We start from the raw sequence: 26781 nt of genomic DNA, 5'->3' as shown, positions 1-26781 counted from the left end.
CATGAACAGAGCTGTGAAGATCGGCCTCGCCGGTACCTGCACCGCGCTGCTCGCCCTCGGGGGACTCGGTACCTACAACATCGTGCACGGCCTGACCTCGGGCTCTGCGGATGGCGGAGACTCCCAGGACGCGCGCGTTTTCGACTCGTCGGCCGTGTCGAGCACACCGCCCTCGGACGCCGAGGCGGTGAAGCGAGCCCGTGCCTTCCTGGACGACTGGTCCCGTCGGCACCTGGACGGCGCGGCGGGCGACACCGACGTACCCGCCACCGCCTCCCAGGCGCTGCGGGCGTACGCCGACGGACTGCACCTGAAGAAGCTGTCGTTCACCCACGTCGTGTCCGTGGGTCCCTCGTCGGTGACGCCGGGCGCCACCAAGGTCACCTTCGACGTCACCGCTCAGGTCGCGGGCGGCACCTGGAGCTACCCGAGCGCGGTGGCCGTGCTGAAGAGCACCAACGGCCGCTCGGCGGTCCACTGGAACAACTCGGTGCTCTACCCGGGCCTGGGTGACGACCAGTCGCTGACCGCGGGCACGCTGCCGTCCGACGCCACGCCCGCGAAGGTCGTCGCGAGCGACGGCAAGACCGATCTGTCCGGCTTCACCTCACTCAGGGACATCGCGGCCACGATCGGCGAGCACGCCGAGCCCACGGGCGGCAAGCCCGGCACGGGCGTGGCCGTGGTCGACGGCAGCGGCGCCGGCGTGAAGACGCTGAAGGTCTTCGTCAAGGGCCGCCCGGCGCTGGTGCGGACGACCATCGACGCCGGCCTGCAGACGGTGGCCGAGCGGGCGGTGAACGACGCCCACCTGCAGCAGAAGCCCGCCGGGACGGTCGCGCTCGACTGGCGCAACGGTCACATCCTCGCCCTCGCACACTCGGGCGACGACGGGGACATCGCCATCAACGGCATCAAGTCGCCCGGCTCCACGATGAAGATCATCACCTCGGCGGCCCTCTTCGACAAGGCCGGACTCACGCCCAACAGCCCGGCTCCCTGCACCGACTCGCTGACGGCCAACAGCCAGCTGTTCCACAACGACTCCGGAGTGCGGGCCAACCCCGGCTCCTCCCTGGCCCAGGCGTTCACGGTGTCGTGCAACACCTCCTTCATCAAGGACGGCTTCCACTACCTGGTGAACAACGGCGACGCCTCAGCCCTGCACGAGGAGGCGGCGAGCGTCTTCGGCATGGGCAACTGGTCCATCGGCGGCGGGGTCGCCACCACCGACCCGAGCATCCCGCCGGACGTCCAGGGCGGCGACCAGGCGGCCCAGTTCATCGGCCAGGGCAAGGTCACGGCCACGCCCCTGTTCATGGCGTCCGTGGCGGCCACCGTCCGGGGCGCCGGGTTCAAGCAGCCGATCATCCTGCCCGGGCAGCACCAGCAGACGGCGTCCCGGCCCATCTCCGCCCGCACGGCCGGGTATCTGCAGTCGATGATGCGCACCGTGGCCACCAGCGGTACGGCGGCTCCGCGACTGGGCGGACTGGCCGGCGTGGGCGCCAAGACCGGCACCGCGGAGGAGGGCGACCACACCAACGGCTGGCTGACCGCCTACAACGCGCGCATCTCGGTCGCGGCACTCGTCGAGGGCGGCAGCTCGGGCGTGGACTCCGCGGGCTATGTCGTACGCCGGCTGCTGACCGGCAGCTGACCCCCGGATCCCCTCGGTGCCGGCGGGCGTCCTCGTCCCGCCGGCCCACCCGGTGACCAGGGCGGGGGCGAAGCCGTCGTGGTCCCGGCGCCGAAACGCCGGACGGTCCGTCAACGGTCCGGCACCGGTACGCGGCACAGGTGCCGTACCGCGGGCGGAATGCCGGTGACGGCCCGCCCGTTGCCCCTGCATGACCATCGGTGTAGCGCTCCATCACCAGGACCCGATCGACACCGTCGTGGATCTCGCCCGCGAGGCCCACCGGGCCGGACTGCGCTCGGCGTGGTTCGGGCAGACCTTCTCGTACGACTCCCCGATGCTGGCGGCGATCGTCGGCCGCGACGTGCCCGGCCTGCAGGTCGGCACCGCCGCGATCCCCGTCTTCGGCCGGCACCCCCTGATCGTCGCCGGGCAGGCCCAGACGGCCCAGGCCGCCACCGCCGGCCGCTACCACCTCGGGCTCGCACTCGGCACCAAGCACCTCACCGAGACCGGCTTCGGGATCCCGTACGAACGCCCCGTCGCCCGGCTCCGCGAGTTCCTCACCGCCCTGCGTCCCTTGCTGGAGACCGGCAGCGCGGACTTCCACGGTGAGCTGCTGACCGCCACCACCCCGCTGCCCGCCTCCGTACCGGGCGACCAGCCGCCCGTGCCGGTCCTGGTCGCCGCCATGGGACCCCAGGCGCTGCGCGTGTCCGGCCAACTGGCCGACGGCATCCTGCCACTGCTGGCGGGACCGCGCGCCCTGGCCGACCACATCGTGCCCGCCGTCACCGCGGCGGCCGAGGCGGCGGGCCGGCCGGCGCCGCGGATCGTCGCCTTCGTGCCGGGCGTGGTCACCGCCGACGTCGAGGCGGTGCGACAGGCCGCGACCGAGACGCTCTCCTTCTACGAGAGGTTCCCGTCCTATCAGCGCGTGATCGAGCTGTCCGGCGGCACCCGGGCCGCCGACATCGCCGTCATCGGCGACGAGGACGCCGTCGCCGCCGAGGTACGCCGCTACCGCGAGGCCGGCGCGACGGAGGTGGTGTTCACGGCGACCGACCTGGGCGGCGACGCGGACCGCCGCCGCACCTGGAAACTGCTGGGCGAGCTGGCGGCCGGCTGAGCCGTCCGCCCTCGGTACCGCCGGGCGGGCCGGCGGCCGGCCGCGCCGTCCGTCCTCAGTGCGGCGCCCTGCTGAAGTGCGTGACCGGGCGCGGGAGGCGTTCGCCGTCCACGGTGAGGTCGACGGCCTCGTTGTAGAAGGCGAGCAGCCCCTTGATCGCGCCCACCGCGGGCAGCGGCTCCGGATAGCTCCACAGGACGTCGGGCGGGACGTCCGCCTCGCCCCCGCACCACGACCAGTACACGGCCGTGCCCTTGTAGGGACAGCCGGTGTGGTGGTCGCCGGGGTGGAACAGGTCGAGGCGGACGTCCTCGCGGGGGAGGTAGTAGCGGGTGGGCAGGCCGGTCTCGAACAGGAGCACCGGACGGCGGCTGTCGGCGACGACCCGGCCGCCGATCCCGACGACGACGTGCCGGCTGCTGGGCAGGGCGTCGACCCGCTTGTGCGGGTCACGGGGGTGGACGAAGATCTCCTCTTCCTCCTCGTACCAGTGGTCCAGGCCCCGGCCGGTGCGCCCGGACCACTCGAAGGCGATGTGGCCGGCCAGGTCCTCGGCGGGGAACGTCCAGGCCGCGTTCTCCAGCAGTGCGCCGTCCACCGCGAGGTCGTAGAAGACCGTCGAGCCGGTGTGCGCTCCGAGGAGCGGTGTCCGCGCCGGACGCAGCAGGTCCTCGCGGACCTCCGCGCGCGGGAAGGCGTACAGCGGCACGGGGACGCCGGGCTCCCACACGAGGACGGGGTGCCGGCTGTCGACGACGGTGACCTCGCCCTTCCGGCCCCGCACCCAGCGTTCACTGGGCTCCCAGAGCAGCCCTTCGGGGGTGGTGCGCAACGACGGGGCGATGCTGAGCGTGGCCATGGCCGCAACTCCTTCTCTTCGCTCTTCGGGCGCTCCGGGACGGGGCGCCTCCTACCCAGGGTGGACCGGGGTGACTCACCCGGTCGTGGACCCGGGCTATGCATGGGCATGCGCAATGATGCATACTCTTCCTATGTCCAAGGTCCTCACTTCCCTTCCGGTCGGCGAGCGCGTCGGCATCGCCTTCTCCGGCGGCCTCGACACCTCGGTCGCCGTCGCGTGGATGCGCGACAAGGGCGCCGTCCCGTGCACCTACACCGCCGACATCGGCCAGTACGACGAGCCCGACATCGCCTCGGTCCCGGGCCGTGCGAAGACCTACGGCGCCGAGGTCGCGCGCCTGGTCGACTGCCGTGCCGCCCTCGTCGAGGAGGGCCTGGCCGCGCTGACCTGCGGCGCGTTCCACATCCGCTCCGGCGGGCGGGCGTACTTCAACACCACGCCGCTGGGCCGCGCCGTCACCGGCACCCTGCTGGTGCGCGCGATGCTCGAGGACGACGTCCAGATCTGGGGCGACGGCTCCACCTTCAAGGGCAACGACATCGAGCGGTTCTACCGCTACGGCCTGCTCGCCAACCCGAACCTGCGGATCTACAAGCCCTGGCTGGACGCGAACTTCGTCACCGAGCTGGGCGGCCGCAAGGAGATGTCGGAGTGGCTGGTCGCCCACGGCCTGCCCTACCGCGACAGCACGGAGAAGGCCTACTCCACCGACGCCAACATCTGGGGCGCCACCCACGAGGCGAAGACCCTGGAGCACCTGGACACCGGCATCGAGACCGTCGAGCCGATCATGGGCGTGCGGTTCTGGGACCCCGAGGTGGAGATCGCCACCGAGGACGTGACGATCGGCTTCGAGCAGGGCCGGCCGGTGACGATCAACGGCAAGGAGTTCGCCTCCGCCGTCGACCTGGTGATGGAGGCCAACGCCATCGGCGGCCGCCACGGCCTCGGCATGTCCGACCAGATCGAGAACCGGATCATCGAGGCCAAGAGCCGCGGCATCTACGAGGCGCCCGGCATGGCGCTGCTGCACGCCGCCTACGAGCGCCTGGTCAACGCGATCCACAACGAGGACACCCTGGCCCAGTACCACAACGAGGGCCGGCGCCTGGGCCGCCTCATGTACGAGGGCCGCTGGCTGGACCCGCAGGCGCTGATGATCCGCGAGTCGCTCCAGCGCTGGGTCGGCGCCGCGATCACCGGCGAGGTGACCCTGCGGCTGCGGCGCGGCGAGGACTACTCGATCCTCGACACCACGGGTCCGGCGTTCAGCTACCACCCGGACAAGCTGTCCATGGAGCGCACCGAGGACTCCGCCTTCGGCCCGGTGGACCGGATCGGCCAGCTCACCATGCGCAACCTCGACATCGCCGACTCCCGCGCGAAGCTCGAGCAGTACGTCGGCCTCGGACTGATCGGCACCGGCAGCCCCACCATCGGCGCCTCGCAGGCGGCCGCGACCGGGCTGATCGGCACCATGCCGGAGCTGCCGGAGGGCGGCGCCGAGGCCATCGCCTCCCGCGGCGAGGTCTCCGAGGAGGACGCCGCGCTGGACCGCGCCGCGATGGAGTCCGGCACCGACTGATCCCGCTCGACGGCCGTACACCCTTGGACAGCGGGCCCCGCCGGTACACCGCCGGCGGGGCCCGTCGTCGTACCGTCCCTCTCGTACGCTGGGGCCCATGCCGTCCCCCCGTCTGCGACGCGTCGCCGTCCTGGTGCTCGAAGGCGCCAAGCCGCTCGACGTCGGCATCCCCGCGCAGGTGTTCACGACACGCGCGAGCATGCCGTACGAGGTGCGCGTGTGCGGGGCGGCGCCCGGACTCGTGACGGGCGGCGACGGGCTGTCGTACCACGTCGCCCACGGCCTCGACGCGCTCGCCTGGGCGGACATCGCCTTCATCCCCGGCTACCGGTTCCCGGACCGCGAGGACCCGCCGGCGCCCGTCGTCGAGGCGCTGCTCGCCGCCCACGCCCGGGGCACCCGGCTCGCCGCCATCTCGACCGGGGCGTTCGCCCTCGCGGCCACGGGCCTGCTCGACGGCAGACGCGCGACCACCCACTGGCACTACTCCCGGGCCCTCGCCGCGAAGCATCCGCTGATCCGGGTCGACGAGGACGTCCTCTTCGTCGACGAGGGCAGCGTGCTGACGTCGGCAGGCGCCGCCTCCGGCATCGACCTGTGCCTGCACATCCTGCGCAAGGACCTCGGGGTCGCCGTGTCCAACCACGCGGCGCGGCGCCTGGTGGCCGCGCCCTATCGCAGCGGAGGTCAGGCCCAGTACGTGCCGCGCAGCGTGCCCGAGCCGATCGGCGAACGGTTCGCCGCCACCCGCGAGTGGGCCCTGCACCACCTCGGCGAGCCGCTCACCCTCGCGGTGCTCGCCCGGCACGCCGCGGTCTCGCCGCGCACGCTCTCCCGGCGCTTCGTCGAGGACACCGGGTACACCCCGATGCAGTGGGTGATGCGCGCCCGCATCGACCTGGCCCGGGAACTGCTCGAACGCTCCGAGCGCAGCATCGAGCAGATCGCCGCCGATGTCGGACTCGGCACCGGCACCAACCTGCGGACCCACTTCCAGCGGATCCTCGGCACCACCCCGAGCGAGTACCGGCGCACCTTCACCCAGGGCGAGTAGCCCCGGCGCGAGCCTGGCGTGATCCTTGCGAACCATGGCGCTCCCGACACGGTCACGAACGGAGCCGCCGGGCGACGCTGATGGGGAGCCGAAGGAACCGTGGGATCCGAAGGGACGATCACCGCTCATGACTCGCATCGCCATCAATGGATTCGGCCGCATCGGACGCAACGTCCTGCGCGCACTGCTCGAACGCGGCAGCGACCTCGAGGTCGTCGCCGTGAACGACCTCACCGAACCCGCCACCCTCGCACGGCTGCTCGCCTTCGACACCACGGCCGGCCGGCTCGGGCGCCCCGTGACCGCGGACGGGGACGCCCTCGTCGTCGACGGCCGCCGCATCACCGTCCTCGCCGAGCGCGAGCCGGGCCGGCTGCCCTGGGCCGACCTCGGCGTGGACATCGTCCTCGAGGCCACCGGCCGCTTCACCTCCGCCAAGGCCGCCCGCGCACACCTCGACGCGGGCGCGCGGAAGGTGCTCGTGAGCGCGCCCTCCGACGGAGCCGACGTCACGCTCGCGTACGGAGTCAACACCGACGCGTACGACCCCGGGCTGCACACCATCGTGTCCAACGCCTCCTGCACGACCAACGCGCTGGCACCGCTGGCCGCGGTGCTGGACGAACTCGCCGGTATCGAGCACGGGTTCATGACGACGGTGCACGCCTACACCCAGGAGCAGAACCTCCAGGACGGCCCGCACCGCGACGCCCGCCGCGCCCGCGCCGCCGCCGTCAACATCGTGCCGACCACGACCGGCGCGGCGAAGGCCATCGGTCTCGTGCTGCCGAACCTCGACGGCAAACTGTCCGGCGACTCGATCCGCGTGCCGGTGCCGGTCGGCTCCATCGTGGAACTGAACACGACCGTCGCGCGCGACGTCACCCGCGATGACGTCCTGGCCGCCTACCGCGCCGCGGCCGAGGGCCCGCTCGCCGGCATCCTGGAGTACTCGGACGACCCGCTCGTGTCCTCCGACATCACCGGCAACCCGGCCTCCTCGGTCTTCGACTCGGCCCTCACCCGCGTCGACGGCCGGCACATCAAGGTGGTCGCCTGGTACGACAACGAGTGGGGCTTCTCCAACCGCGTGATCGACACCCTGGAACTCCTCGCCCGGAACTGACCGGGAACGCGCAGGTCAGCGGCCGGCAGTGGGGGCAGCACCCCGCGCCGCCGTGGGGGAAGCCCCCGGCCGCTCCGGTGACTGACCGGCTGTTCCGGCCGGGCGGGCGCGCCGAGACTCGACGGCATGACCCTTTCCACGCAGGCCCCGGTCACCGACGAGGCGCCGGCCGCCCGTTCCCGCACGTCAGGCTCCGCAGCCGGCAGCGACTTCGCCCGGCTGTCCCGTCGGGTCGCCGAGGCGGGACTGATGAAGCGGCGCCCCGGCTACTACACGGCACGGCTCACCCTGGTGAGCGCGCTGCTGGCGGGCGGCTGGGGCGCCTTCCTGGCGCTCGGCGACACCTGGTGGCAGCTGTCGGTGGCCGCCTTCCTCGCCTTCATGTCCGGCCAAGTCGCCCTGGTGGCCCACGATCTGGCACATCGTCAGGTGTTCCGGCGCGGCCGGCCGAGCGAGACGTGGGGCCGGCTGTTCGGCAACCTGGGGATCGGCATGAGCTACGGCTGGTGGATGAACAAGCACACCCGCCACCACGCCAACCCCAACCACGAGGACCTCGACCCGGACGTCGCCCCGGACATCCTGGTGTGGTCCACCGGCCAGGCCCGCGAGAGCAGCGGCCTCGCCCGGCTCATCGGCGGCCACCAGGCCTGGCTGTTCTTCCCGCTGCTCACCCTGGAGGGCTTCAACCTGCACGTGGCGAGCCTGCGGGCGCTGCGCTCGCGGGCGATGAAACACCGGGGCCTGGAGGCCGGTCTGCTCCTGCTGCACCTCGCGGCCTATGTCTCCGTGCTGTTCCTGGTGCTCTCGCCCGGCAAGGCGGTCGCGTTCCTCGCCGTGCACCAGTGCCTCTTCGGCGTCTACCTCGGCTGTACGTTCGCCCCGAACCACAAGGGCATGCCCACCCTCACCGGTGAGGAGCGGCCCGACTTCCTGCGCCGCCAGGTCCTCACCTCCCGCAACGTCCGTGGCGGACGGCTCACCGACGTCCTGCTGGGCGGGCTCAACCACCAGATCGAGCACCACCTCTTCCCGAGCATGCCCACGCCCCATCTCCGTCGGGCCCGGGTCATCGTCCGCGCGTACTGCGCGGAGATCGGCGTGCCGTACCACGAGACCGGGCTGATCCAGTCCTACCGCGAGGCCCTCACCCATCTGCACCGGGTCGGGGCGCCGATCAGGCGGCAGCGCCGGGCCGCCTGACGGCGGCACCCGGACGTCCCCCCCGCGGAGCCGAGGCGTGGTCACCAGCAGCCGCGGGAATGCCGGAGCCCTCGGCGGCGTTATGACCATCGCTGACATGCTCGGGCCAATTCCGGGGTGTCGGTGAAGGGAGATCCTCATGGCACGCAGCACCGTGCGTCCCGTCGTCAGGCTGAAGTCGACCGCCGGGACCGGCGTCACCTACGTGACGCGCAAGAACCGTCAGAACGACCCCGACCGGCTCGTCCTGCGCAAGTACGACCCGGTCGCCGGCCGGCACGTCGCGTTCCGCGAGGAACGCTGACCACGCCGCCGGACCTTCCCACCACCCCGGTCCGCGGCCGACCGCCGTGTGCCTCCGAGGACGAGGAGAACCCAGTCATGAAAGTACGCGCGTCCCTGCGCTCGCTGAAGTCCAGGCCCGGCGCCCAGGTGGTGCGCCGCCGCGGTGTGGTCTTCGTCGTGAACAAGAAGAACCCGCGCTTCAAGGCGCGCCAGGGCTGACCGAGCCCCGCACGGGCTGACCGAGACCGGCACCGAGAAGACATGGACCCGGACCTGCCCCGCACGGGGGCGGGCCGGGTCCACCGCGTCTCCGGGCCGGCACCGGCCCGGCTGCCGAAGGCGACCGTTCCTCGCACATGGTGACAGCCGGCGTCATGGGCGGGAGCCTCGTGCGGCCGCGTCCGCCGCACATGGCCTTCCGAGGCGGACCTCCCCGGGTGCGCCTTGCGAGCTTCGCCTCGTGACCTTCGCCTTCTGAGTTTCGCCGCTCATGTCACCCCTCTCGTCACCACGGCCCCCACGGATCACAATGTGTCCCAGAGACACACCGGCCGCCGGGAGGCGTCATGAGCACATCAGCCGAGTCACGGGTGTCCGGGCTCGAGGTCCGGTCCATCGACTACGTCCCCCTCGACGAGCGGCACGGCAAGCTCTGGCATCTGGGCCCGCTGTGGTTCATGTCCAACGCGCAGATCGCCACCCTGGCCGTGGGGCTGATCAGCATCACCGAGGGCGGCAACCTCATCTGGTCGCTGCTGGCCATCGTCGCCGGCACCGTCATCGGCACCTTCTTCATGGCCTTCCACTCGGCGCAGGGACCCCAGCTGGGCCTGCCGCAGATGATCCAGTCGCGGCCCCAGTTCGGTTACGTCGGCGCGCTGCTGGTGTGGCTTTTCGCGTATGTGCAGTACGCGGGGTTCAACGTCTTCAACAGCATCCTCGCCGCCGACTCCCTGCACACGACCCTGCACGGCAGTGTCAAGCTGTGGGTGGTGGTGGTCACCGTGGTCGCGCTCGTCATCGCACTGGTGGGCTACGACATCATCCACAAGGCCGAGCGGGTGCTGACCTACACCTTCCTGGTCGTCTTCGGCATCTTCACCGTCGGCGTCCTCGTCACCCTGCACTACCCGGCGGGCTCCTTCGACCTCGGCGCCTTCAAGTGGACGCCGTTCCTCGCCCAGTTCGGCGTGGTCGCCGGCTACCAGATCAGCTGGGCCATCTACGTCTCGGACTACTCCCGCTATCTGCCGCCGGACGTGACGGTTCGCAAGACCTTCTACTGGACGTACTTCGGCTCCGCCCTCGGCGGCATCTGGCTCATGGTCCTCGGCTCGCTGCTCGCCGCCTGGGCCGGCAAGGACTTCGACACCATCAAGTCGATCAACGCAGCCGGAGACAAGGTGTTCGACGGCTTCGGCGCGATCGTGCTGCTCTTCGCCGCCCTGGGTCTGGTGTCCGTCACCGCGCTGAACATGTACGGCGGTTCGCTGACTCTCATCAGCGCCATCGACTCGTTCAAACGGGTGCGCCCGACCCTGGGCGTGCGGCTGCTGACCATCGGCCTGACGGCGGCGCTCTCGCTGATCGGCGCGCTGGCCGCCACCGCCAACTTCCTGACGAACTTCAACAACTTCCTGCTGCTGGTGCTCTACCTGTTCATTCCGTGGACCGCGGTGAACCTCATGGACTACTACGTGGTGCGCCGCGGGCACTACGCCATCGCGGAGATCTTCAACCCGCGCGGCATCTACGGCCGCTGGGGCTGGCACGGCATCATCGCCTATCTGGTCGGCTTCGCCGCGATGATCCCCTTCTTCTCCGTCGGCACCCTGTACGTCGGCCCCGCCGCCAAGGCGCTGGACGGAGCGGACATCTCCCTGTTCATCGGCCTTCCGGTCGCGGCGCTGCTGTACTGGTGGCTGACCCGCTCGATCGACGTCGCGGCCGAGACGCGCATCGCCGAGGCAGAGGCGCAGGCGCTCGAGCAGGCGGCACACGAACACCGCGAGCCCTGAACCGGACGCGGGCCCCTGCCGGGCTCAGGGGGCGGTGATCCCCGCGGCCGCCGCGCCGCAGTGGATACCGCCGCACCGGCTCATCCTCCTCGCACGCGCCCCGTCCTCCTCTCGCATGCGCCGTGATCCCGGCGTGCCCCGTCGTACCCCGCCCGCACCACACGTCCGCAGGCCGGTCGTCTGAGACCCGCTCGCCATGTCACAGATCGCCGGGCTGTTTCGTCCGAGGTCTCGGAGAGCGACTTCGGCGTGGAGGGGTGATGGCGATCGGGGGGCGTGGTCGAGGCACGCGAGGTCAACGGCCGGCCCGGCGCGGTCCTCCGGGACCGCGCCGGCAAAGTCGTCAACATCTGGACCCTCGACATCCTCGGTGGGCGGATCCAGGCGATCCGCACGGTCAGCAACCCCGACAAGCTCGGTCACAGGGGTCCCGTCGCGGACGCCTGGGCGCTGCTGCGCGAACACGGCGGGCCCGCGCGGACACGGCCGGACGGAACGGGGGAGGCCTGGCCGCCATCCACGACTTCGAGTCGGAACCGGAACAGGGCAACCGGACACCAGGTGGCCCGGTGGGAGAGGGGCCTGGCAGCCGGACACGCGGGTGACATCGCGGAGTCCGGCGGGGGAAGGACCACGCCCTGCCGCTGTGCGACGAGATCGGCCGGCGATGCCGGTCCCGGGCGCCGGATCCCTGTTGCCCGGGCCTTGCGGCGGGAAAATGTCGTGTTGAGCCCCGGTCAGGCGTGAGTTAATAAAGGCTGGCGCCGAGTTCTCCGGAAATTGATACTTGCTGCGGCAGGTGTCGTTGTTTTTCGGCGGGGTCCGAGCGGGTATCGGATGGGGGAGGGATTTCGGTAGCAAATCCCGTGGGGGTGTCCGGAGGGGGCCTTCGGGGCTGCGGGGGTGGTCGACGGAGCCGGGCTCGTTACCCCGAGACCTCGCGGTCAAACCAGATTGCCTCCATTGTTATCTTTCCGTGATGTGACTCGGGCGTGAGATGCGTGCCGTTCGGTCGCGCCGGAGGGAAGAGCGGGCTCCGGTTGATGGATCCCCGCTGCTTGCCGCAGGCCACGGCCTTGTTGAGGCCCCAACGCCCGCCCGAGACACGGGGCCGTCACGCTCGCGCCGCGGGGTCGTCACAGGACGGTGCGGTCCCCGCCGGTGCGCGCGTGACCGAACCGAACCCCGCCACCGACCCCCCGCTACGCGCGATGACCGAACCCGCCCGCCCGAGACACCGCAGTGTTTCCCGGCCGGCCCGGACCTGCGTTGACTCCCCGGACGCGCCCCACCTAATGTCGCCGGCACCGACGCAGATAAACGAATGGAACGGACGTGCCGTGGCGGCCTCTTCCATTTCGTCACTGCATCGCATTCCGAGTACGTGTGACGTCCAGGAGGCGATATTCCCATGCTCCCGCACGCCGACAGGTCGACAAAGGTCAGTGGTCATCCGGAATTCCCGCGCAGCGCCCGCCGAGGAGACCGCCGGCCGGCCGCTCCGCACCATGTCACCTGCATGGCGAGCCTCGACCCCGGGCTCAGGATAGAAGCGGCCAACGCCGACTTCTTCCGGCACGTCGCACGGCCGTCCAAGGAGGTCTGCGGACGCAGCATCTACGACGTCCTGCACCCCAGCGCCCGCACCGTCCTGTCCCAGCACTTCTCCCACCTGTCGACCGGCCACGGCAGCCGCTTCGTCGAGCGGGTGGTCGCGATGCGCGGACACGACCGGGTCTTCTCCGCGGAGATCACCGGCATCGCCGTGAAGGGCGAGGGCGACGACCTCTCCGGCGTCGTCGTCCTGATGAGCCCGGACGACGAGCCCACCGAGGCGGCGGAGCGGCCCGCCAAGCCCACGCCGATCCTCACCGCGCTCGACGCCCGCATCCTGGAGGGCGTCGCCACCGGCGCCTCGACCGTGCAGCTGGCCTCGCGCCTCTACCTCAGCCGGCAGGGCGTCGAGTACCACGTCGGCCTGATGCTTCGCCGGTTCAAGGCCCCCAACCGTGCCGCACTCGTCTCCCGCGCCTACTCCATGGGCGTCCTCACCGTCGGCGCCTGGCCGCCCCGCGCCGTGCCCGACTTCGTGAAGTGACGCCCGACTTCGTGAAGTGACGCCGCCGCCACGGCCCTCCGACGCCGGCTTCCCCGCTCCTGCCGGGGAAGCCGGCGTTCGTCGTTCCCACCGGGGAAGCCGGCGCTGGTCGTTCCTGTTCCGCACGCCCGGAGGAGCGGGGTGCGGAACGACACCGCCCGGGGCCCGGGGGCGTACGGAACGCCGAGCGTCGTACGGGCCCGTCCCCGCGCACGTCCCGTCGGCGCCTACGACTCCTCAGCGGCGGTGCCCGCCGATTCCCTCGTCGTCGGCGTCCGGCCACGGCGCGTGCGGGTGCGGCCCGTCGTGCACCGGAACCGGGACCATCTCCCGCGCCACCCCCTGCGCCCCGCGCACGGCCGTCACCGGCAGCCCCGCACCCGGCAGGTCCTCCATGTCCACCTGGAAGCGGTCCAGGTCGTTCATCAGCCTGCGGATGTAAGGGGAGTCGCCGTCGGCCGACCGCAGCGACTCGACACTGCCGCGCAACCTCACCAGGGCGTCGCGCACCTCCGCCAGCTCCGCGCTCATCTGCATTCCCTCCGTCTCCGGGGCCGGACAGGCGCCCGCACGCGCGCCGGGCCGGCACCGCCCCTGCCGGGCGGCACCGCCTCATTGAGAAGGACCGGCCCCGGCGAGCGCAACACCCGCCATCGTCCGGCCCACCATGTCTGGGCGTTTCCCGAAACCCCCCCGCCGCAACGCCGAGTTCCTGCCCTGCCCGACGCGCGGGGAATCTAGGGGCCGCCCTAGTGGGTGCGCACCTAGCGTGGGGAGCCCGACGGCCCGGGAACCCCCAGCCCTGCCCCGACCGGCCGGAGCGGGCCGTCGACCACGCCGTGCGCCGAACGCATGCCGTCGGCACGCGCTGCCCGACGTCCGCGGGCCCACAGGGCTGGGCCGACAAGCTGGTGGAGTGGAATGAGCGAGTCAGAACGCACACGGTACGGGCTCAACGCCGCGCCCCAGCGTGCCATCGCCGTCATCGGCCTGGCCTGCCGTCTGCCCGGCGCCCCGGACGCCGACGCCCTGTGGCGTCTGCTGCGCTCCGGCGACAGCGCCGTACGCCCCACCCCCGCCGACCGGCTGCGGCTCGCCGGCGCCCCCGCCGAGGGCACACCCGGCGACGACGCACCCCGCTGGGGCGGCTACCTCGACGACGTCACCGGTTTCGACGCCGGCTTCTTCGGCATCTCCCCCCGCGAGGCCGACACCATGGACCCGCAGCAGCGCCTGGTCCTCGAACTCGCCTGGGAGGCCCTGGAGGACGCCCGCGTCGTCCCCGCACGCCTCGGCGCCACCAGCACCGGCGTCTTCATCGGCGCCGCCCACGACGACTACGCGACCCTCGCCCACGCGCTCGACCCGGACAGCGTCACCCACCAGGCGTTCACCGGCACCCACCGCGCCCTCATCGCGAACCGGATCTCCTACCTGCTCGGCCTGCGCGGCCCCAGCATCACCCTCGACTCCGCCCAGTCCTCCTCGCTCGTCGCCCTCCACCTCGCCTGCGAGAGCCTGCGCAGCGGCGACAGCGAAATCGCCCTCGCCGGCGGTGTCAACCTCCAACTCGCCCTGCAGAGCAGCCTGTTCCCCCACCGCTTCGGCGCGCTCTCGCCCGACGGCCGCTGCTACACCTTCGACGCGCGCGCCAACGGCTACGTCCGCGGCGAGGGCGGCGGACTCGTCGTCCTGAAGCCGCTCGACCGCGCCCTCGCCGACGGCGACCCGATCCGCGCCGTCATCCGCGGCAGCGCCGTCAACAACGACGGCGGCGGCGCCACCCTCACCGCCCCCGACGCCGCCGCCCAGGAAGACGTCGTCCGCCGCGCCCTGCACAACGCCGGAGCCGCCCCCGGCGACATCCAGTACGTCGAACTCCACGGCACCGGAACCCCGGTCGGCGACCCCGTGGAGGCGGCGGCCCTCGGCGCCGTCCTCAGCACCGGACGACCCGCCGGCACACCACCGCTGCACGTCGGCTCAGTGAAGACCAACATCGGCCACCTGGAAGGCGCCGCGGGCATCGCCGGCCTGCTCAAGACGATCCTCGCGCTCCAGCACCGCGAACTCCCGCCCACCCTCAACCACGAGACCCCCAACCCCGACATCCCCCTCGACACCCTCCGCCTGCGCGTCCAGACCGAGCTCGGCCCGTGGCCCCGGCCCGACACCTCCCTCATGGCCGGCGTCTCCTCCTTCGGCATGGGCGGGACGAACGCGCATGTGGTGCTGGAGGAGGCGCCGGGTGTCGCGGATCCGGGGGAGCGTGAGGAGCCCGCTCCTGTCTTCGCGGCCGGTGGTGTGGTGCCGTGGGTGGTGTCGGGCCGTGGTCGGGAGGGGCTTGCCGGGCAGGCGGGCCGGCTGGCTGCTTTCGCCGAGTCGGCGGACGAGAGTCTGCGGCCGGTGGATGTGGCGTGGTCGCTGGCGGCGACGCGGACCGCGTTCGAGAACCGTGCCGTGGTGCTCGGCGCCGGTACGAGTGAAGCGGGTTCCCTGCTGGGTGAGTTGGCGTCGGGTGCGGTGTCGGCCGCGGGGGTGGTGCGCGGTGCGGTGGCCGCCGGCGTCGAGCGCGTTGCCTTCGTGTTTCCGGGTCAGGGGGCGCAGTGGGCTGGTATGGGGCGGGAGTTGTGGGATGCCTCGCCGGTGTTCGCTGAGTCGATGGAGGCGTGTGAGCGGGCTCTTGCTCCGTATGTCGGCTGGTCGCTGAGTGAGGTGGTGCGTGGCGGCGGTGAGCTGGCTGATGTGGATGTGGTGCAGCCGGTGTCGTGGGCGGTGATGGTGTCGCTGGCGGCGGTGTGGCGTGCCTGCGGTGTCCAGCCGTCCGTCGTCGTCGGTCACTCGCAGGGGGAGATCGCCGCTGCGGTGGTGGCGGGCGGGTTGTCGCTGGAGGATGGTGCGCGGGTTGTTGCCTTGCGGTCGAGGGCGATCCGGGCGATCGCCGGCCGGGGTGGCATGGTGTCCGTGCCGCTGCCTCTGGAACAGACCGAGGAACTGCTCACCGGCTGGCAGGGGCGTATCGGCACTGCCGCGGTCAATGGGCCGTCGTCCGTGGTCGTGGCCGGTGATGCGGACGCGTTGGACGAGTTGATGGCTCACTGCGAGGGCGCTGATGTCCGGGCCCGCCGTGTCCCGGTGGATTACGCGTCGCACACCTGGCATGTGGAGGCCATCGAGGACGAACTCGCGAGGGTTCTCGCCCCGGTTGCTCCCCGGACGGGCGAGGTGCCGTTCTTCTCGACCACCGAGGCTGAGCTGATCGACACGGCTCGGTTGGACGGCGGTTACTGGTACCGCAACCTGCGTCAGCGGGTGCGGTTCGCCGACGCGGTCCAGGGTCTCGTCGAGCAGGGCTACTCGGCGTTCGTCGAGGTCAGCTCGCATCCGGTGCTGGGGATGGCGGTGCAAGACGCGGCTCCCGATGCCGTGGTCGTGGGCACCCTGCGCCGCAGCGAGGGCGGGATCGAGCGTTTCCTGACCTCTCTCGCGGAAGCCTGGGTGCGGGGCATCCCCGTCGATTGGACGCGGGTGCTGGCCGGTCAGGGCGGTCGTACGGTCGCCCTGCCGACGTACGCCTTCCAGCGCCGCCACTACTGGCTCGACGGTGAGGCGTCCCGTCGTACGGTGTCGTTCGCGCAACCGGCCGCGTCGGAGCAGGTCGGATCCCGGGCGGCGGTGACGGGGCAGGGTGATCTGCTCCAGCGGATCCGGGCGCACGCCGCCGTCGTGCTGGGGCATACCGGTGCCGGCGAGGTGGACGCCTCGCTGACGTTCAAGGCGCTGGGCTTCGACTCGGCCACCTCGGTCGAGTTGCGGAACCGGCTCGTCGCGGACACGGGAGTCTCCTTGCCCGCCTCGGTCCTGTTCGACCACCCGACCCCCCAGGCGCTCGCCCGTCATGTGCACCAACTGCTCGAAGGCGGCGCCGAGCCGGCGCCCGAGGCGGTGGAGAAGCCGAGGACCGCGACCGACGAGGAACCCATCGCCGTCGTCGCGATGGGCTGCCGACTCCCCGGCGGCATCCGCACCCCCGAGGAACTGTGGGAGCTGCTGGCGGCCGGCGGAGACACCGTCTCGGCGTTCCCCGCGGACCGCGGCTGGGACCTGGAGAACCTGTACCACCCCGACCCGGAGCACCACGGCACCACCTACGCCCGCTCCGGTTCGTTCCTGTACGACGCGGCCGAGTTCGACCCGTTCTTCTTCGGCATCTCGCCGCGCGAGGCGGAGGCGATGGACCCGCAGCAGCGGCTGCTGCTCGAAGCCTCCTGGGAGGCCCTGGAACGGGCCGGCATCGATCCCGCCACCCTGCGGGAGAGCGACGGCGGCGTGTTCCTCGGACTCATGCAGCAGGAGTACGGCCCCGGGCTCCAGCACGCCCCCGAGTCCGTCGACGGATACCTGCTGACCGGCACCTCCTGCAGTGTCGCCAGCGGACGGATCGCCTACGTCCTCGGGCTGCGCGGACAGGCCGTGACCGTGGACACCGCCTGCTCGTCCTCCCTGGTCGCCCTGCACATGGCCGTGCAGGCGCTGCGGTCCCGCGAGTGCTCGTTCGCGCTCGCGGGCGGCGCCACGGTCATGGCGGAACCCGGGATCTTCGTAGAGTTCAGCCGGCAGCGGGGGCTGGCGCCGGACGGCCGGTGCAAGCCGTTCGCGGCGGGTGCGGACGGTACGGGCTGGGGTGAGGGTGTCGGTGTGCTGCTGCTGGAGCGGCTGTCGGACGCCCGGCGCAACGGTCATCCGGTGCTGGCGGTGATCCGGGGTTCGGCGGTGAACCAGGACGGTGCGAGCAACGGTCTGACCGCGCCCAACGGTCCCTCGCAGGAGCGTGTCATCCGGGCCGCGCTGGCCAACGCCCGGCTCACCCCCGACCTCGTGGACGCGGTCGAGGCGCACGGCACCGGCACCACCCTCGGCGACCCGATCGAGGCCCAGGCGGTGCTGGACACCTACGGCCGGAACCGTGACCCCGAACGCCCGTTGTGGCTCGGTTCGTTGAAGTCCAACATCGGTCACACGCAGGCAGCCGCGGGTGTCGCAGGCGTCATGAAGATGGTCCTCGCGATGCAGCACGGGGTGCTGCCGCGGACCCTGAACGTGGACGAGCCCACCCCGCACGTCGACTGGTCGGCGGGCGCGGTGTCACTGCTGACCGAACCTGTGGAGTGGCCGCGCGTCGAGGGACGTCCGCGCCGGGCCGGTGTCTCGTCGTTCGGTATCAGCGGGACGAACGCGCATGTCGTGCTCGAGGAGGCGCCGCGCGCTCCGGAGCCGGGGGAGCGCGGGGAGCAGCCGGATCCTGTCTTTGCCTCCGGTGGTGTCCTGCCGTGGGTGGTGTCGGGTCGCGGTGCGGATGGACTTGCCGGGCAGGCGGGCCGGCTGGCGTCTTTCGCCGGCTCGGTGGAGGGGTCCGTGCGGCCGGTGGATGTGGCGTGGTCGCTGGCCGCGACGCGGACCGCGTTCGAGAACCGTGCCGTGATCCTCGGCCGGGAAGCAAGCGAACTCCGGTCCATGACACAGGAGTTGGCCGCGCGTGCCGAGGTGGTGCCTTCCTCCGTGATACGGGGCCGGGCGACCCAGAGCGTCAACGGTGTCGCCTTCGTTTTTCCGGGTCAGGGGGCGCAGTGGGCTGGTATGGGGCGGGAGTTGTGGGATGCCTCGCCGGTGTTCGCTGAGTCGATGGAGGCGTGTGAGCGGGCTCTTGCTCCGTATGTCGGCTGGTCGCTGAGTGAGGTGGTGCGTGGCGGCGGTGAGCTGGCTGATGTGGATGTGGTGCAGCCGGTGTCGTGGGCGGTGATGGTGTCGCTGGCGGCGGTGTGGCGTGCGTGTGGTGTCCAGCCGTCCGTCGTCGTCGGTCACTCGCAGGGGGAGATCGCCGCTGCGGTGGTGGCGGGCGGGTTGTCGCTGGAGGATGGTGCGCGGGTTGTTGCCTTGCGGTCGAGGGCGATCCGGGCGATCGCCGGTCGGGGTGGCATGGTGTCCGTGCCGCTGCCTCTGGAACAGACCGAGGAACTGCTCACCGGCTGGCAGGGCCGCATCGGCATTGCCGCGGTCAATGGGCCCTCGTCCGTGGTCGTGGCCGGTGACGCGGACGCGTTGGACGAGTTGATGGCTCACTGCGAGGGCGCTGATGTCCGGGCCCGGCGCGTTCCGGTGGATTACGCGTCGCACACCTGGCATGTGGAGGCCATCGAGGACGAACTCGCGAGGGTTCTCGCCCCGGTTGCTCCCCGCACGGGCGAGGTGCCGTTCTTCTCGACCACCGAGGCTGAGCTGATCGACACGGCTCGGTTGGACGGCGGTTACTGGTACCGCAACCTGCGTCAGCGGGTGCGGTTCGCCGACGCGGTCCAGGGTCTCGTCGAGCAGGGCTACTCGGCGTTCGTCGAGGTCAGCTCGCATCCGGTGCTGGGGATGGCGGTGCAGGAGGCCGCCTCGGACGCCGTGGTCGTGGGCTCCCTGCGCCGCAACGAGGGCGGCACCTCCCGCTTCCTGACCTCCCTGGCCGAAGCCTGGGTGCGCGGTGTGCCGGTGGACTGGACGCGTGTCCTGGCCGGCCAGGGCGGTCGTACGGTCGCCCTGCCGACGTACGCCTTCCAGCACCGCCGCTACTGGCTGGAGAAGACCGCACCCGCCACCGCTGTCGTCGCCTCGGACACCGTCGACGCGCGCTTCTGGGAAGCGGTCGAGCGTGAGGACCTTGAATCGCTCGCCGGGACGCTGCAGTTGGCGGACAGCGAGCCGTTGGCCGAGGTGTTGCCCGCCCTGTCGCGGTGGCGCAAGGACGAGGCCGCCCGGTCGGCGGTGGACGGCTGGCGGTACAAGGTGGTGTGGAAGCCGGTGGGGCGGGAGTCCCGGCCGGTCGCTCTGGATGGTGCCTGGCTGCTGGTGGTGCCCGAGGGCGAGGCAGCCGGTGTGGAGTTCGTCGGTGCCGTCGCCGACGCCCTCACCCGCCGCGGCGCCCGTGTACGCACGCTGACCCTCGCCTCCCGCCATGCCGAGGCCGCCGTTCTCGGGTCCGCGCTCGGCGAGGCGCTGGCCGGCCTGGACGCGCCGCTCGCCGGGGTCCTGGCGCTGACCGGGCTGGACGAGAGCCCGCTGCCCGAGCACCCCGTGCTGTCCACCGGGGCCGCGCTCACCGTGTCGCTGCTCCAGGCCCTCGGCCGGGCCGGTGTGAGCGCACCGCTGTGGTGTGCCACGCAGGGCGCCGTGGCCGTCCGGGACCAGGAGACGGTCGCCCACCCGGAGCAGGCGGCCGTCTGGGGCCTCGGCCGGGTCGCGGCGCTGGAGTTCCCCGAGCGCTGGGGCGGTCTGGTGGACCTGCCCGAGCGGCTCGACGGCCGGGACGCCGCCGCCCTCTGCGCCGTACTGGCGGCGCGCGGTGACGCCCCGGAGGACCAGGTCGCCCTGCGCGGCGGCACGACGTTCGTCCGGCGTCTGATGCCGGCCCCCCTGTCCGAGCACTCCGCCGCCGACGGATCCGGCGCCCGCGTCGCTCCCCGCCGCTGGACCCCCACCGGCACCGCCCTCGTGACCGGCGGTACCGGTGCCCTCGGCGCGCACGTCACCCGCTGGCTGGCCCGGAGCGGTGCCGCGGACGTGGTGCTGGTCGGCCGTCGTGGCGCCACCGACACCGCGGCCCTGGCCGAGCTGGAGGCCGAAGTCGCCCCGTACGGTACCCGGTTGACCGTGGCCGCCTGCGACGTCGCCGACCGCGCGGCGCTGGTCGAGCTGCTGAGCTCCCTGCGCGCCCAGGGCCGTACCGTCCGTACGGTGGTGCACGCCGCCGGTGTCGGCGTCCTCGGCGCGCTCGACGACCTCGGGATCGCGGAGTTCGCCGAGGTCACCGCCGGCAAGGTGGCCGGCGCCCGGAACCTCACCGAGGTCCTGGACCCCGCCGAGACCGACGCGCTGATCTGCTTCTCCTCCATCTCCGGCATCTGGGGTGTCGCCGACCACGCGGCGTACGCCGCCGCCAACGCCACCCTGGACGCGCTCGCCGAGAACGCGCGCCGGACCCGCGGGCTGCCCGCCCTCTCCGTGGCGTGGGGCCCGTGGGACGGCGGCGGCATGATCAGCGAGGAGATGCGCGATCCGCTGCGGCGCCGTGGCATCCCCGTCATCGCCCCCGAGCCCGCGATGGTGGCGCTCCAGCAGGCACTGGACCACGACGACACCGTGGTGGCCGTCGCGGACGTCGACTGGAACCGGTTCGTCTCCGTCTTCACCGTCGCCCGCTCCGCCCCGCTCATCGCGCACCTCAAGCCCAAGGCGCCGGCGGACACCACGCGCACCGGGCGTGGTGAGTCCGCGGAGGCCACCGGCGAGGGGCCGGGTGCCTCGACGCTCGCCGAGCGGCTGCGCGCCCTGCCCGCCGCCGACCGCGACCACTTCGTCCAGGACATCGTGTGCGCCGAGGCCGCCGCCGTGCTCGGCCACTCCTCGGCGGACGCCATCGACGCGGCGTACGCCTTCAAGGAACTCGGTTTCGACTCGGTGAGCGCCGTCGAACTGCGCAACCGCCTCACCGCCCGCACCGGCCTGAAGATCACCACGACGGTCGTCTTCGACCACCCCACGCCGCTCGCACTCGCCCAGCACCTGCGCCACCTGGCCCTGGGCGGGGACGAGGCCCCGCGCGATGCCGCCGCCCTCGAACCGGCCCGCTCCGTCCCGCGCGATGCCGCCACCGACGACGACCCCATCGCCGTCGTCGCCATGGCCTGTCGCTACCCGGGCGGCATCGGAACGCCCGACGACCTCTGGCGTGTCGTCACCGCAGGCGAGGACGTCATCACCGGCTTCCCCGCCGACCGGGGCTGGGACACACATCGGCTCTACGACCCCGACCCCGCACACCCCGGCACCAGCTACGTCCGGCACGGCGGATTCCTGCACGACGCCGGGCACTTCGACGCGGCCTTCTTCGGCGTCTCACCGCGCGAGGCCGAGGCGATGGACCCCCAGCAGCGCCTGCTCCTGGAGACCTCCTGGGAGGCACTGGAACGCGCCGGAATCGACCCGAGGACCCTGCGCGGCAGCCGCACCGGAGTCTTCACCGGCCTCACCGACCAGAACTACGGAACACGCCTCAGCCGCAGCACCGACGGCACCGAGGGCTACCTCGTCACCGGCGCCTCCACCGCCGTCGCCTCCGGCCGCGTCTCCTACGTCCTCGGTCTGGAAGGACCGGCGGTGACCGTCGACACCGCCTGCTCGTCCTCGCTCGTCGCGCTGCACCTGGCGGTGGGCTCCCTGCGGTCCGGCGAGTGCTCGATGGCCCTCGCGGGAGCCGCGATGGTCATGGCCGACCCGGCGCCCTTCGTCGGGTTCAGCCGGCAGCGGGGCCTCGCACCCGACGGACGCTGCAAGCCCTTCGCCGAAGCCGCCGACGGGTTCGCCCTCGCCGAAGGCGTCGGCGTGGTCCTGCTGGAGCGCCTGTCCGACGCCCGCCGCAACGGCCACCCCGTGCTGGCCGTCGTACGCGGTACGGCGATCAACCAGGACGGCGCCAGCAACGGCCTCACCGCACCCAACGGGCCCTCGCAGCAGCGCGTCATCCGGGCCGCCCTCGCCGACGCGCGGCTCACCGCCGCCGAGGTGGACGTCGTCGAGGCCCACGGCACCGGCACCCGGCTCGGCGACCCCATCGAGGCGCAGGCCCTGCTCGCCACCTACGGCCAGGAACGGCCGCAGGACCGGCCCCTGCTGATCGGCTCCGTGAAGTCCAACATCGGGCACACGCAGACCGCCTCCGGCATGGCGGGCGTCATGAAGATGGTGCTCGCCATGCGCCATGGAATCGTCCCCGGCACCCTGCACGTGGACGCGCCCTCCTCCCACGTCGACTGGTCGGCGGGTGCCGTGTCACTGGTGACCGACCCGGTCGACTGGCCGGACACCGACGGCCGTCCGCGCCGCGCCGGCGTCTCGTCCTTCGGCATCAGCGGGACGAACGCGCACGTGGTGCTGGAGGAAGCGCCGGATGTTCCGCAGCCGGAGGAGCACGAGGAACAGCCGGATCCCGTCTTCGCGGCCGGTGGTGTGGTGCCGTGGGCGGTGTCGGGTCGCGGCCAGGAGGGACTGGCCGGTCAGGCGGGCCGGCTGGCCGCCTTCGCGGCGGAGGCGGCGGAGGAGTCCGTACGGCCCGTGGACGTCGCCTGGTCGCTGGCCGCCACCCGGACCGCCTTCGAGAACCGCGCCGTGGTCCTCGGCTCCGGCACGAGTGAACTCTCGGCGCAGCTCGGCGAGTTGGCCTCGGATGCCGTGAGCGCGACCGACGCCCTACGAGGTGCCGTCACCCCGGGTGCTGATCGTGTGGTGTTCGTCTTCCCGGGGCAGGGGGCGCAGTGGGCTGGTATGGGGCGGGAGTTGTGGGATGCCTCGCCGGTGTTCGCGGCCTCTATGGAGGCGTGTGAGCGGGCTCTTGCTCCGTATGTCGACTGGTCGCTGAGCGAGGTGGTGCGTGGCGGCGGTGAGCTGGCTGATGTGGATGTGGTGCAGCCGGTGTCGTGGGCGGTGATGGTGTCGCTGGCGGCGGTGTGGCGTGCCTGCGGTGTCCAGCCGTCGGTGGTGGTGGGTCATTCGCAGGGGGAGATCGCTGCTGCCGTGGTGGCGGGTGGTCTGTCGCTGGAGGATGGTGCGCGGGTGGTGGCGCTGCGGTCGAGGGCGATCCGGGCGATCGCCGGCCGGGGTGGCATGGTGTCCGTGCAGCTGCCTCTGAGGCAGGTGGAAGACCTCGTTGCCCAGTGGACCGGGCGCATCGACATTGCCGCGGTCAACGGGCCGTCCTCCGTGGTCGTGGCCGGTGACGCGGACGCGTTGGACGAGTTGATGGCTCACTGCGAGGGCGCCGATGTCCGGGCCCGTCGTGTCCCGGTGGATTACGCGTCGCACACCTGGCATGTGGAGGCCATCGAGGACGAGTTGGCGCGGGCGCTGGCTCCCGTGGCCCCGCAGTCGAGTGACGTACCGTTCTTCTCCACGGTCGAGGCCGAGCCGGTCGACACGGCTCGGTTGGACGGTGGCTACTGGTACCGCAACCTGCGCCAGCGGGTGCGCTTCGCCGACGCGGTCCAGGGTCTCGTCGAGCAGGGCTACTCGGCGTTCGTCGAGGTCAGCTCGCATCCGGTGCTGGGGATGGCGGTGCAGGAGGCCGCCCCGGACGGGGTTGTCGTGGGCACCCTGCGCCGTAACAAAGGCGGCGCGCCCCGATTCCTCACCTCCCTGGCCGAAGCCTGGGTGCGCGGTGTGCCGGTGGACTGGAAACGGGTGCTGGCCGGCCAGGGCGGCCGTACGATCGCGCTCCCGACGTACGCCTTCCAGCACCGCCGCTACTGGCTCGACGTGCCCGAGCCCGCACTGCCGTCCGGGGTCGCGGACACCGCCCGGGACGACGTGGACGCGCGTTTCTGGGATGCCGTCGAGCGCGAGGACCTGGAAGCCCTGGCCGACACCCTCGACCTCGCTCCCGAGCGGCGCGAGACGCTGGGGGCGGCCGAGCCGGTGCTGCCCGTGCTGGCCGAGTGGCGCAGGCGCAGGCGGGAAAGCGCGCTGCTGAACTCCTGGCGCTACACCGTGACCTGGCAGCCGGCCGACGCGGACGCCACCGAACCCGGTGCGCTGCCCTCGCACTGGCTGGTCGTGCTGCCGGGCGGCGGCCCGGACGCCGGCACCGTGGGCGGAGACGACGACAGCCTGACGCGCGAGCTGATCGAGCGTCTGCGTGACCGCGAGGACGTCGAAGCCGTCGAGACCGTTTTCTTCGACGTGGACCGCGACGACCGGGCCGCCCTGGCGGCGCGGCTGCGCGAGACGCTGGAGCGGGGTCCGGCCGTCGGTGCCGTACTCAACCTGATGCCCCTCGACCCGGCGGACACCCCTTGGGACGACGAGGCGTCGGAGCCCGGCGTACCCCGGCCCGTCACCGCGACCCTGCTGCTCATGCAGGCCCTGACGGACACCTCCGCGCAGCTGCCGCTGTGGACCGTCACCCGGGGAGCAGTGACCGTGACCGGACCGGTCCCCCCGGGCGGGACGTCCGACGGCGGACCCGTGCCGGACCAGGCGGCCGTCTGGGGCCTCGGCCGGGTCTACGGCCTGGAGCACCCGCACCACTGGGGCGGGCTCCTGGACCTCCCGGCGGCCCCCGGCTCCGCCGCCGCGGAACTCGACGCACGCACCTGGGACAGGTTCTTCGCAGGTCTGGCCGGTGACGACGACGAGGACCAGTTCGCCGTCCGCGCCGACGGGCTGTACGTCCGCCGCCTGATCCGCAAGCCCGCCGACCCGGACTCCGGGACCGGCACCGACGCCGCCGGTCGTCGTACGGTCGGGTTCTCCGGTACGACGCTCCTCACGGGCGGCACCGGCGCCCTCGGCGCGCACCTGGCGCGGCGGCTCGCCGCGACCGGTGCCGAACATCTGCTGCTGGTCAGCCGCCGGGGACCCGACGCGCCGGGCGCGGCCGAACTGGAGGCGGAACTCACCGCGCTGGGCGCCGGTGTGACCATCGCCGCCTGTGACATCACCGACCGGGACGCGCTGGCCAAGCTGCTCGCGGACGTGCCGGAGAGCGCACCCGTCAACGCCGTGGTGCACGCCGCCGGTCTGGAACCGCCGGCCGTGAGTGTGGAGGACACCGACCTCGAGGCGTTGCGCGCGGTCGCGGAGGCGAAGATCGCCGGTGCCGTCCATCTCGACGCGCTGCTCGCGGACCGGCCGCTGGAGGCGTTCGTGCTGTTCTCCTCCGGCGCGGGCGTCTGGGGCGACGGCGGACACTCCGGATACGCGGCGGCCAACGCCTACCTCGACGCGTTCGCCGAGTGGCGCCGCGCCCGCGGCCGGGTCGCGACGTCCATCGCCTGGGGAGCCTGGGCGGGCGGCGGCATGGTCGACGACGCCGAGAGCGACCGGCTGCGCCGCTACGGCGTGCCCACCATGGACCCGGAGGTGGCCGTCGGCGCGGTGCAGCAGGCGCTCGGACGCGACGAGACGTTCCTCGTCGTCGCCGACGTGCTGTGGGACCGGTTCGCGGCGACCTACTCCGCCGCCCGTCGCCGCCGTCTCTTCGACGAGATCCCCGAGGTGCGCGGCGCTGCCGCCGCGGCCGCCCGCGCCACCGCGGCCCGTGACGGTGCCGACGGCAGCATGGACGGCGGTGTGACGGGGGCGTTCGCCGGGCGGCTGGCCGGCGTGAGCCGCGCCGAACAGGAGCGCAGGGTGCTCCAGTTGGTCCGCACGCAGGTCGCCGCGGTCCTCGGCCACGACGGCACCGCCGCGATCAGCCCCTCGCACGCCTTCCGCGACCTCGGGTTCGACTCCCTGACCGCCGTGGAACTGCGCAACCGGCTCAAGGACGCCACCGGGCTCGCGCTGCCCGCCACGCTGGTCTTCGACCACCCGACTCCGGCCGCCCTGGCCGGCCGCCTGCTGGCCGAACTGGCCCCGGGCACCGAACAGTCGGGCGGACAGGAACTGTCGGCGCTGGACGAGCTGGAGGCCGCCGTCGCCACGCTCGACCCGGCCGACGACGCGGCCCGCGGCAGGATCACCGCCCGGCTGCAGGCACTGCTGTGGCGGCTGTCCGACAGCCCGGCCGAGTCCACGGCGGCGAGTGCCGGCGCCGGCACCGACGACGACGCACTGCTCGATGCCGTGTCCGACGACGAGATGTTCGACCTGATCGACAAGGAACTCGGCCTCAACTAGACCGGCCGGACGGGCCGAAGCCCCCCGCGGCCCGTCCGGCCTTCAGCCGCACACCACCCACCGCCCGCC

13 protein-coding genes are annotated in these 26781 nt (G+C 72.4%); 11 read left to right on the top strand and 2 right to left on the bottom strand.

All coding sequences use genetic code 11. The features are described 5' to 3' along the window. Nucleotide 1: 1 nt before the first annotated feature. Both OG956_RS01935 and OG956_RS01930 read left to right on the top strand, forming a co-directional pair. The gene (locus OG956_RS01935) at nt 2–1660 is read left to right on the top strand and encodes a penicillin-binding transpeptidase domain-containing protein (protein WP_330336156.1); all 1659 of its coding nucleotides are present in this window, start codon (nt 2–4) and stop codon (nt 1658–1660) included. A gap of 190 nt (nt 1661–1850) precedes the next feature. Continuing rightward, nucleotides 1851–2768 (top strand): TIGR03564 family F420-dependent LLM class oxidoreductase, encoded by a 918-nt coding sequence (locus OG956_RS01930; RefSeq protein WP_330336155.1) that lies wholly within the window; start codon nt 1851–1853, stop codon nt 2766–2768. 55 nt (nt 2769–2823) lie between these two features. Here OG956_RS01930 and OG956_RS01925 read toward each other — a convergent pair whose 3' ends face one another. Next, a complete protein-coding gene (locus OG956_RS01925; protein WP_330336154.1) occupies nt 2824–3627 on the bottom strand; it encodes a DUF427 domain-containing protein in 804 nt (267 codons plus the stop codon). A gap of 133 nt (nt 3628–3760) precedes the next feature. Between OG956_RS01925 and argG the strand changes: the two genes are divergently transcribed. The 8 genes from argG (at nt 3761) to OG956_RS01880 (ending at nt 12999) form a co-directional block, all read left to right on the top strand. Further along, nucleotides 3761–5215, top strand: coding sequence for an argininosuccinate synthase (argG, locus tag OG956_RS01920; protein ID WP_330336153.1), 1455 nt, complete (start codon nt 3761–3763; stop codon nt 5213–5215). Nucleotides 5216–5312: 97 nt separating this feature from the next. Then, nucleotides 5313–6269 carry a GlxA family transcriptional regulator gene (locus OG956_RS01915; protein ID WP_330336152.1) on the top strand — a complete coding sequence of 319 codons (957 nt, stop codon included), beginning with the start codon at nt 5313–5315 and terminating at the stop codon, nt 6267–6269. 127 nt (nt 6270–6396) lie between these two features. After that, on the top strand, nt 6397–7395 hold the full coding sequence (gap, locus tag OG956_RS01910; protein WP_330336151.1) for a type I glyceraldehyde-3-phosphate dehydrogenase: 999 nt from the start codon (nt 6397–6399) through the stop codon (nt 7393–7395). Nucleotides 7396–7521: 126 nt separating this feature from the next. Beyond that, complete coding sequence (locus tag OG956_RS01905; RefSeq protein WP_330336150.1) at nt 7522–8598, top strand: fatty acid desaturase family protein; 1077 nt, start codon at nt 7522–7524, stop codon at nt 8596–8598. 139 nt (nt 8599–8737) lie between these two features. After that, on the top strand, nt 8738–8902 hold the full coding sequence (gene rpmG, locus OG956_RS01900) for a 50S ribosomal protein L33 (RefSeq protein WP_330336149.1): 165 nt from the start codon (nt 8738–8740) through the stop codon (nt 8900–8902). Between the two features lie 77 nt (nt 8903–8979). Beyond that, complete coding sequence (gene ykgO / locus OG956_RS01895; RefSeq protein WP_330336148.1) at nt 8980–9102, top strand: type B 50S ribosomal protein L36; 123 nt, start codon at nt 8980–8982, stop codon at nt 9100–9102. 347 nt (nt 9103–9449) lie between these two features. Continuing rightward, a complete protein-coding gene (locus tag OG956_RS01890) occupies nt 9450–10901 on the top strand; it encodes a purine-cytosine permease family protein (RefSeq protein WP_330336147.1) in 1452 nt (483 codons plus the stop codon). 1519 nt (nt 10902–12420) lie between these two features. Continuing rightward, nucleotides 12421–12999: a helix-turn-helix transcriptional regulator gene (locus OG956_RS01880; RefSeq protein ID WP_330336146.1), complete on the top strand. Its 579-nt coding sequence runs from the start codon at nt 12421–12423 to the stop codon at nt 12997–12999. Nucleotides 13000–13236: 237 nt separating this feature from the next. Here the strand turns inward: OG956_RS01880 and OG956_RS01875 are convergent, their stop codons facing one another. Beyond that, complete coding sequence (locus tag OG956_RS01875; RefSeq protein ID WP_330336145.1) at nt 13237–13530, bottom strand: hypothetical protein; 294 nt, start codon at nt 13528–13530, stop codon at nt 13237–13239. A 390-nt stretch (nt 13531–13920) separates the two neighbouring features. Between OG956_RS01875 and OG956_RS01870 the strand changes: the two genes are divergently transcribed. Further along, nucleotides 13921–26712 carry a type I polyketide synthase gene (locus tag OG956_RS01870; RefSeq protein WP_330336144.1) on the top strand — a complete coding sequence of 4264 codons (12792 nt, stop codon included), beginning with the start codon at nt 13921–13923 and terminating at the stop codon, nt 26710–26712. Nucleotides 26713–26781 lie beyond the last annotated feature (69 nt).

The organism is Streptomyces sp. NBC_00557, from assembly GCF_036345995.1.
GTDB lineage: Bacteria > Actinomycetota > Actinomycetes > Streptomycetales > Streptomycetaceae > Streptomyces.
The sequence above is the reverse complement of the archived record's forward strand: the minus strand, read 5'-3'. Positions and strand labels throughout refer to the sequence as shown.

What these genes read in the sequence shown, in the direction of transcription:
- OG956_RS01915 (WP_330336152.1), top strand. Translation starts at nt 5,313, where the DNA reads ATGCCGTCCCCCCGTCTGCGACGCGTCGCCGTCCTGGTGCTCGAAGGC.
- OG956_RS01875 (WP_330336145.1), bottom strand. Translation starts at nt 13,530, where the DNA reads ATGAGCGCGGAGCTGGCGGAGGTGCGCGACGCCCTGGTGAGGTTGCGC.
- OG956_RS01870 (WP_330336144.1), top strand. Translation starts at nt 13,921, where the DNA reads ATGAGCGAGTCAGAACGCACACGGTACGGGCTCAACGCCGCGCCCCAG.
- gap (WP_330336151.1), top strand. Translation starts at nt 6,397, where the DNA reads ATGACTCGCATCGCCATCAATGGATTCGGCCGCATCGGACGCAACGTC.
- rpmG (WP_330336149.1), top strand. Translation starts at nt 8,738, where the DNA reads ATGGCACGCAGCACCGTGCGTCCCGTCGTCAGGCTGAAGTCGACCGCC.
- OG956_RS01925 (WP_330336154.1), bottom strand. Translation starts at nt 3,627, where the DNA reads ATGGCCACGCTCAGCATCGCCCCGTCGTTGCGCACCACCCCCGAAGGG.
- OG956_RS01930 (WP_330336155.1), top strand. Translation starts at nt 1,851, where the DNA reads ATGACCATCGGTGTAGCGCTCCATCACCAGGACCCGATCGACACCGTC.
- OG956_RS01905 (WP_330336150.1), top strand. Translation starts at nt 7,522, where the DNA reads ATGACCCTTTCCACGCAGGCCCCGGTCACCGACGAGGCGCCGGCCGCC.
- OG956_RS01880 (WP_330336146.1), top strand. Translation starts at nt 12,421, where the DNA reads ATGGCGAGCCTCGACCCCGGGCTCAGGATAGAAGCGGCCAACGCCGAC.
- argG (WP_330336153.1), top strand. Translation starts at nt 3,761, where the DNA reads ATGTCCAAGGTCCTCACTTCCCTTCCGGTCGGCGAGCGCGTCGGCATC.
- OG956_RS01890 (WP_330336147.1), top strand. Translation starts at nt 9,450, where the DNA reads ATGAGCACATCAGCCGAGTCACGGGTGTCCGGGCTCGAGGTCCGGTCC.
- OG956_RS01935 (WP_330336156.1), top strand. Translation starts at nt 2, where the DNA reads ATGAACAGAGCTGTGAAGATCGGCCTCGCCGGTACCTGCACCGCGCTG.
- ykgO (WP_330336148.1), top strand. Translation starts at nt 8,980, where the DNA reads ATGAAAGTACGCGCGTCCCTGCGCTCGCTGAAGTCCAGGCCCGGCGCC.